The organism is Actinophytocola sp., from assembly GCF_036002505.1.
Classification (GTDB): domain Bacteria; phylum Actinomycetota; class Actinomycetes; order Mycobacteriales; family Pseudonocardiaceae; genus DASYTH01.
On the sequence record NZ_DASYTH010000260.1, the window covers coordinates 1 to 6,390 of the forward strand.

Below are 6,390 nucleotides of genomic sequence, written 5' to 3' on the forward strand. Positions count from 1 at the left end.
CCCCGTTTTTCCTTTCAGTCAGGTCCAGATCGAATGGTCGATCACGGCGAAGGACGGAGTTTCGTTCGACGACTTTACGTTTTCCCTTGTTCTTGGCACAGGCGAGCAACTCGAGGCCGATATTGCCCCCGCCGGTGCTACGAGTTTCGCGCCGTATCGAAACGTTGGAATTTTGATTGTCGGTCGATACGGAGAGGGTCGCGGCACTTCAATACTGGGCAACATGCTATCAATCGCGGTGGATGAAAGCAGATGTCTCCGACTTGAGATAGGGCAATCCTGGGTTGATGGCCTTGCCATCGACGGCTTATCTCAACTAACGGGTGCTAATGCCGAATTGCGACTACGGAGGACGTCAGTCCCCAAGCCGGGTGGCGGTTGGGACCTGGTCGAGAGGGAGGTAGTACCTACGTGGAACCCGGGAGTAATCCGGTACTATTTCCCTTTGGAGATAGTTATCAATAACGGCTCTCCGCATCTGTCGGGATGTTGTAATCAGGCGATTACATTTGGTGGCGGTTCGTGTTCACGGTGTGTAGCCATTCCGGGCGGGTGGATCGGGACGCGGTGTAGCGTGACCGGCGTTGCTGATGGGTGACGTTGGTGAACCCGAACGCACCTCGATAGACCAGCTTGACCAGTCGGTTGACGCCCTCGGCGGCGGCGTTGCTGTGTCCGGTGAGCACACCGCGGGCGATTTCGGTGCGCCAGACGGAGATGGTCTGGGCCAGGGTCATGATCTCCGGAACGGTCGCGCCGATCGTGCCGCAGAAGGTGAAGAACGTCTCGAACGCCTGCCGGAGTCGATGGCCGGTGGTGGCCACCCCGGTCTGGTTGGGCGACAAGCCGATCACCGCACGCAGCAGTTCCTTGGCCCGCCACGCCGCACCGATCTGCCGCCCACCCTCACCCAGATCGGCCAGAGCACACAACAGCTTGTGGCGGGCCCGATCGGACAGTCGTTCCTTGCCGCGCACCAACAGGTTCTTGATGGTGTACTCGGGATCGGTGGCGCGGCCACGACGCCCGTAGTGCTCGAAGGTGACCCGGCGCCGCACGTCACTGACCATCGTGTTGGCCAACTGCACCACGTGGAAGGCATCCACGATCAGTGTGGCGCTCGGTAGTAGTCCGCTGGTGGTGACCATCGACTTGTACACGCTGGACATGTCGATGGTGACGTGGGTGATGCCCGCTCGCCAGGCCGGGTCCTGGGCGGCCAACCAGGCCGCGGCGTCGAGCCCGGCCCGGCCCTCGACCTGACCCAGCAGCCCGTGCCCACCAGCGGAATCCACGAACACCGTCTGCCAGCGATCGGCATCGGCCACCCACGCCCCACTGGTCGGATCACGGTGATACAGCGGCTTGCCGCGACGGTGGTCGTCGATGCCCAGCACCGCCACCGGCGGCAATACCCCGCCGCCCACCGACCGCTGGGGCCGAGCGGGTTGATCAGCGCCAGCGGCAACGGGATCCGCGCCGGCCACCGTCGCCTCCGCACCGAGGGCGGCTTGCTGCTCGGCAGGATCGGGTTTGGTGTCACCGGCCCCACCGTCGGCCGCCGTGGTGTCGGTGACCACGATCCCTGCCTGGGCGGCTACCCCGGCGAACGCGTCGTGCACGGTGTGCCAGGCCACCCCGACCCCGGCAGCCACCCGCGACACCGGCACCAGCCAGTCCCCGACCAGATGCCCCAGCACCGTCCTAGCGTGCGCCGAGACCCCCGCTCGCCGACCGGCCAGCAGCCCCGTCTCAGCGAAACTCGCCTGAGGGCACTCGGTGTTCTCACACCAGAATCGGGACTTGTGCCAGGTCACGCGCATCGCAACCAGCCTCACGTGCTTGAGGGTGTGCACCGTGGACTCTTTGACCCGGGTTGCGGCCTGCCCACAACCCGAACAGCACACCGACCGCCCGGCCGCGGTCTGCACATGCACCGTCCAGCAACCGTCAGCCTCCCGTTCGATCAGATCGACCTGCACCCCGTCCAACCCCAGCAACTGCGCCGGCACCGTAGTCTGTGACACGCGCCCACCCGTCTACCCGATGATCCTTGATCTTGGTCGACAAAGATCATCACAGCCGAGTGGGCGTGCTTCGTGCCCGCCTCCAGCAATCAACACACGGCTACAGAACGCAACAACCGGCTATCACCACACGTGATCACTCGGATACAGAATCCGCTTCACTGCGAAGAGCCCGATTGGCGCTGTCAGCGATGACTGCTTGGGCCCGTGTAGAGGATGAAGGTGTGATCGATGCCCTGTTCTGGGGTGCCGGTCTTGGGTCCGAAGGAGGTAGGCAGTTCGGACTCTGTGTACCGGTCGTCGCTTGGCAGGTAGATCGCGATGGCCCAGCGGTCGGCTGATCCCTGGTAGCGCAGGCGCAAGATGGGTGTAGGTTCCCGATCGCCGGCAAGGACAGCGCCGACGTAGCAGAACTTTCCCCGGTGGCGCACGATGGGTTCGCCGAGGTGGGGCCAGCCGCGGGTGGCATGTGCGATGATCCGCTGGGTGACGGCGATGCGGGTCTGCTGGCTGGGTGTGTCTGACACGCCGTCCATGATGGACTTGCCATGGTCAGACCCTCACGCGAGGGCGATGGTGTGTGGCTTGCATGGAGGGAACAGCCGGTGCCGGTAGGTTCCGGCGATGATCTTGCCGAGGTCCTGGGCTGTTGTGCTGGAGATGTTCCGTCCGGTGTTTCGTCGCCGCGGCACGTTCACGTTGTTCACCGTGCTGGCCACCGGGATGGTTGCGCAGATCGGCCGGCGCACCGTGGTGGGGATGCTGTCAGGGGCACGGATGGCTGGGACGATCTCGTTTCACGCCGCGTGTCGGTTCTTCTCCCAGGCGGTGTGGGATGTTGACCGGCTGGGGCTGATCGCGGCGCGGTTGATCGTCGAGCGGTTGGTGGGCGAGAACGAGCCAATCACTGTGGTGGTCGACGACACGCTGTTCAAACGATGGGGCCGCAAGGTCCATCACGCGTTCTGGACCCATGACGGTGCGGCGCAGGGCGGTAAGGGGATCGCGCGGGGAAACCGGTGGGTGGTGGCCGGGATCGTGGTCCGGCTGCCGTTTTGCACGGCCCCGGTGTGCCTGCCGGTGCTGTTTCGGCTGTGGGCGGGCAAGGGCACCGCCAGCCCGGTCGAGTTGGCCGGCGAGTTGCTGGGTCTGATCGCGGCGCAGTTCGGCGGCCGTCGCGTGCACGGGGTCGGTGACGCCGCCTATCACGGCAAGCCCCTGTTGGTGCCGCACACCACGTGGACGACTCGGTTGCCGGCCAACGCCGCGCTGTATGACCTCGCGCCACCGCGCACCGGTCGGCGCGGGCGGCCCGCGCTCAAAGGCGCCAGGCTAGGCAAACCCGCCGCCGTGGCTGGGGGCGCCAACTGGAAGAAGGTCAATGTCTACCGGTACGGCCGAACCGAGTCCATCAGACTCGCCCAGGTGCCCTGCGTCTGGTACGGCAGCTTCGGCAATGCGGCCGGCCGGTGCGTGCTGGTCCGGGAGGAAGACTCGACCAAGCCCTACGACCTGGCCCTGTTCACCATGGATGAGACCGTCGCTGCTACCGAGGTGGTGGAGCGCTACGCGGTGCGGTGGTCGATCGAGCCATCGAACGCCACTGGCAAGCAACAGATGGGTGTCGGACAAGCCCGCAACAGGCTCAGGAAGGCAGTTGAGCGGACCGTGCCGTTCGGCATGCTGATGCAGTCGATGGTCATCGTCTGGTATGCCCAGCACGGCTACCACCCCGACGACGTGCTCGGCCGCCGGCTCGCCGAGCCGTGGTACGACAGCAAGGCCGAGCCATCCTTCGAAGACATGATCGCCAAGCTGCGCAGAACCTTGACCACAGCCAGATTTAACGCGGATCGCCCAGGTCACGTCGACCCTGATCTATTGCGGGACTACGCCCTGGCATGCGCCGCAGCCGCCGCATAACTGCGAAACTCAAGGTTGATTGCGGATGTCATCAAAGACCACGGACAGGTCGACCTCATGCGCGCGCTGGCGACGGAGTGCCTTCGGTTCCTGCGCTCGGATGAACCGCGACTTCGTTTCGAGCGCGCCGTCGAGGCGGAGGTGCTGATTCGGGGCACGGCGTGGTGTTTGCAGCGCGACCACCGGCTGCATGAGGCGCTTGACGAGGCGCAGAAAGGCATCCAGCTTGCCGAGCGGTACGAGGCCCGCCGCAGTGCCGCGCTCGGCAGACAGAGTGTCGGGCGGATCCACCGGTTGCTTGCCGAGGATGCCCGAGGGCGGGATGCGGAGTACCACCTGACGGCCAGCGCGAATTCGCTCCGGGAGGCCATCGCGCTGTTCTCGGCGATCGACGGTCCCCATGTCCGGCGCAGCGAGGTCGGGATCTGCCTCGGGCTCAGCGCTCGCACGCAACTGACCTGGTACCGGCTGCTGAACGAGAAGCCGGCGCTGGTGCATGCCGACGAGTTGGCCCGGCAGGCCGCCGAGCTGCAGACTCCGGCGCAGCGCAAGGACGGCCTGCACCTGATGATCCTCAGGGCCGAGATCGCGGCGGCGAACCGGCGCTACGCGGACGGCCGGAAGCTGCTCGGGGACGTCATCGAGTCGTTGATCTCCGAGCGCGGCGCCCGGTACTCGGAGATCCTCGCCCACGCCTACCTGGCCCGGGCCAGGCTCACCCGAGCCTCCCGCGGCACCAGCAACGACGTGCTGCCGGACCTCCGGAAGGCCCGCGAGATCTTCCTCGCGCAGAAGCTCGGCCACGCGGCCGCGTCCTGCGAGTGGACGATGCTCACCAGTGACTCCAAGTCCGTGACCAAGCTCAAGATCACTCGCAACGACGTCCTCCAGATCGAGGCGCTGAACGTGGATCCGCGTATCCGGCTCGCCGCCATCACCGAGCTGGAACGGCAGGTCGACGCCGGAACGGTCAACCATCCGACCGGCCGGAGAACCAGTTGGGCCACCCTGATCGACCAGGCCCAGCGCTCCGAGCAGCGAGACACCATGCGGTAATTTCGATGCGGTTCCTGGCAGCACGAACACCAGCGGGGTGATCGTCATGAACGGTACCCGCCGCTTCTACGACGAGCTGGCCGGCGACTACCACCTGATCTACGCCGACTGGGACGCCAGCATCCTGCGCCAGGCCGTCGCGCTCGACGCCCTCATCGCCTCCCACCTCGGCCCCGGCCCGCGCCGGATTCTCGATTGTGCGTGCGGCATCGGTACCCAATCGATCGGCCTCGCCGGCCGCGGCCACATCGTCACCGGCACCGACCTCAGCCCGGTCGCCCTCACCCGCGCCACCACCGAGTCCACCCGGCGCGGCGCCCGCATCCCGTTCGCCGCCGCCGACCTCCGCGCGTTGCCGTTCCCGGACGCGACCTTCGACGTCGTGGTGTGCGCCGACAACGCCCTCCCCCATCTGCTGACCCCGCCGGACATGCTCGCCGGCCTCACCAGCATCCGGCGCGTCCTCGCCCCCGGCGGCCTCCTCGTCGCCAGCACCCGCCCCTACGACACCCTCCGCGAGTCCCGCCCCCATTACTCCCCGCCCTGGCTCTCCCAGACCCCCGAAGGCCGCGCCATCAGCTTCCAACTCTGGCACTGGCACCCCGACGGCGAACGCTACGACCTCGAGCATTTCACCCTCACCCCGGACGGTCCGTCGTGGCATGTCGCCGTCCGCACCGCCACCTACTGGGCCATCACCCAACCCGAGTTCACCCAACTCCTCACCACCGCCGAGTTCACCAAGATCGAATGGCGCCCACCCGAGACGTCCGGCTTCTTCCAACCCATCGTCACCGCCACCCGCGCACACTGACCGGGGGCCGGTCAAAGGTCGGCGTCGGGACGCGGTACGAGGTCGAGCAGCTTCGGCAGCTCGACTGTGACCGTTGCCCACAGCACGTCGAGATTGATGTCGAAGTAGTGGTGAACCAGCCGGTCGCGCATGCGGGCCGCCGCCGACCAGGGAACTGCGGGGTGGGCCAGACGGGTGGGTTCGCTGACCTGCTTGGCGGCTTCTCCGATGATCTCGACCAACTTGACCAAGCCGAGGCGAAGCAACTCATGCTCATCGAGGGCCGCCCGGTCCCGGCCCGCGGCGAAGGCGGCGGCCTTCTCGGCGGCCGCGATCAGGTACTGGATCCTGATGGCGTCGTCAAGCCGCGGCATACAGGGGTACCGCCGCTGCCCGGACGCGGTCACGGAAGTGGCGGCTGAGGTCTTCGTAGGTTCGCAGCTCGACTTCACGTCCGCCGATCAGTGCGCCGAGCTCGAGTTCGAGTTGGGCGAGCAGCAGCTACCCTGGGGTCGCGCCGGGCAGGAACTCGACGAGCACGTCGATGTCGCTGTCGTCAGTGAAGTCGTCGCGCAGCACCGAGCCGAACAA

General features: G+C 66.4%; 8 protein-coding genes and 1 pseudogene. 4 read left to right on the forward strand and 5 right to left on the reverse strand.

The window, feature by feature from the left end; genetic code table 11:
• Positions 1-503: 503 nt before the first annotated feature.
• Entirely contained in the window at positions 504-1,823 is a 1,320-nt protein-coding gene (locus VGR06_RS22855; RefSeq protein ID WP_327561152.1) for a transposase, read from the reverse strand.
• A gap of 85 nt (positions 1,824-1,908) precedes the next feature.
• Between VGR06_RS22855 and VGR06_RS22860 the strand changes: the two are divergent.
• A pseudogene (locus tag VGR06_RS22860) lies at positions 1,909-2,007 on the forward strand (IS5/IS1182 family transposase); the annotation flags it as partial.
• A 205-nt stretch (positions 2,008-2,212) separates the two neighbouring features.
• Here the strand turns inward: VGR06_RS22860 and VGR06_RS22865 are convergent.
• A complete protein-coding gene (locus tag VGR06_RS22865; protein ID WP_327561147.1) occupies positions 2,213-2,554 on the reverse strand; it encodes a hypothetical protein in 342 nt (113 codons plus the stop codon).
• A 97-nt stretch (positions 2,555-2,651) separates the two neighbouring features.
• Between VGR06_RS22865 and VGR06_RS22870 the strand changes: the two genes are divergently transcribed.
• Positions 2,652-3,950 carry an IS701 family transposase gene (locus tag VGR06_RS22870; RefSeq protein ID WP_422652997.1) on the forward strand — a complete coding sequence of 433 codons (1,299 nt, stop codon included), beginning with the start codon at positions 2,652-2,654 and terminating at the stop codon, positions 3,948-3,950.
• Positions 3,951-3,959: 9 nt separating this feature from the next.
• Here the strand turns inward: VGR06_RS22870 and VGR06_RS22875 are convergent, their stop codons facing one another.
• Complete coding sequence (locus tag VGR06_RS22875; RefSeq protein ID WP_327561148.1) at positions 3,960-4,241, reverse strand: hypothetical protein; 282 nt, start codon at positions 4,239-4,241, stop codon at positions 3,960-3,962.
• Between the two features lie 3 nt (positions 4,242-4,244).
• On the opposite strand from VGR06_RS22875, the gene VGR06_RS22880 reads away from it, so the two are divergent.
• Together VGR06_RS22880 and VGR06_RS22885 are read left to right on the forward strand one after the other, a co-directional pair.
• Positions 4,245-5,006 carry a hypothetical protein gene (locus VGR06_RS22880; RefSeq protein WP_327561149.1) on the forward strand — a complete coding sequence of 254 codons (762 nt, stop codon included), beginning with the start codon at positions 4,245-4,247 and terminating at the stop codon, positions 5,004-5,006.
• 46 nt (positions 5,007-5,052) lie between these two features.
• Positions 5,053-5,820, forward strand: coding sequence for a class I SAM-dependent methyltransferase (locus tag VGR06_RS22885; RefSeq protein ID WP_327561150.1), 768 nt, complete (start codon positions 5,053-5,055; stop codon positions 5,818-5,820).
• A gap of 11 nt (positions 5,821-5,831) precedes the next feature.
• Here the strand turns inward: VGR06_RS22885 and VGR06_RS22890 are convergent, their stop codons facing one another.
• Positions 5,832-6,173 carry a DUF86 domain-containing protein gene (locus tag VGR06_RS22890; protein WP_327561151.1) on the reverse strand — a complete coding sequence of 114 codons (342 nt, stop codon included), beginning with the start codon at positions 6,171-6,173 and terminating at the stop codon, positions 5,832-5,834.
• A 127-nt stretch (positions 6,174-6,300) separates the two neighbouring features.
• The gene (locus tag VGR06_RS43980; RefSeq protein WP_414637314.1) at positions 6,301-6,390 is read right to left on the reverse strand and encodes a nucleotidyltransferase domain-containing protein; all 90 of its coding nucleotides are present in this window, start codon (positions 6,388-6,390) and stop codon (positions 6,301-6,303) included.

Bases quoted from the DNA above. Each gene is read 5' to 3' on its own strand.
- VGR06_RS22855 (WP_327561152.1), bottom strand. From the start codon at position 1,823: ATGCGCGTGACCTGGCACAAGTCCCGATTCTGGTGTGAGAACACCGAG.
- VGR06_RS22870 (WP_422652997.1), top strand. From the start codon at position 2,652: ATGATCTTGCCGAGGTCCTGGGCTGTTGTGCTGGAGATGTTCCGTCCG.
- VGR06_RS22885 (WP_327561150.1), top strand. From the start codon at position 5,053: ATGAACGGTACCCGCCGCTTCTACGACGAGCTGGCCGGCGACTACCAC.
- VGR06_RS22890 (WP_327561151.1), bottom strand. From the start codon at position 6,173: ATGCCGCGGCTTGACGACGCCATCAGGATCCAGTACCTGATCGCGGCC.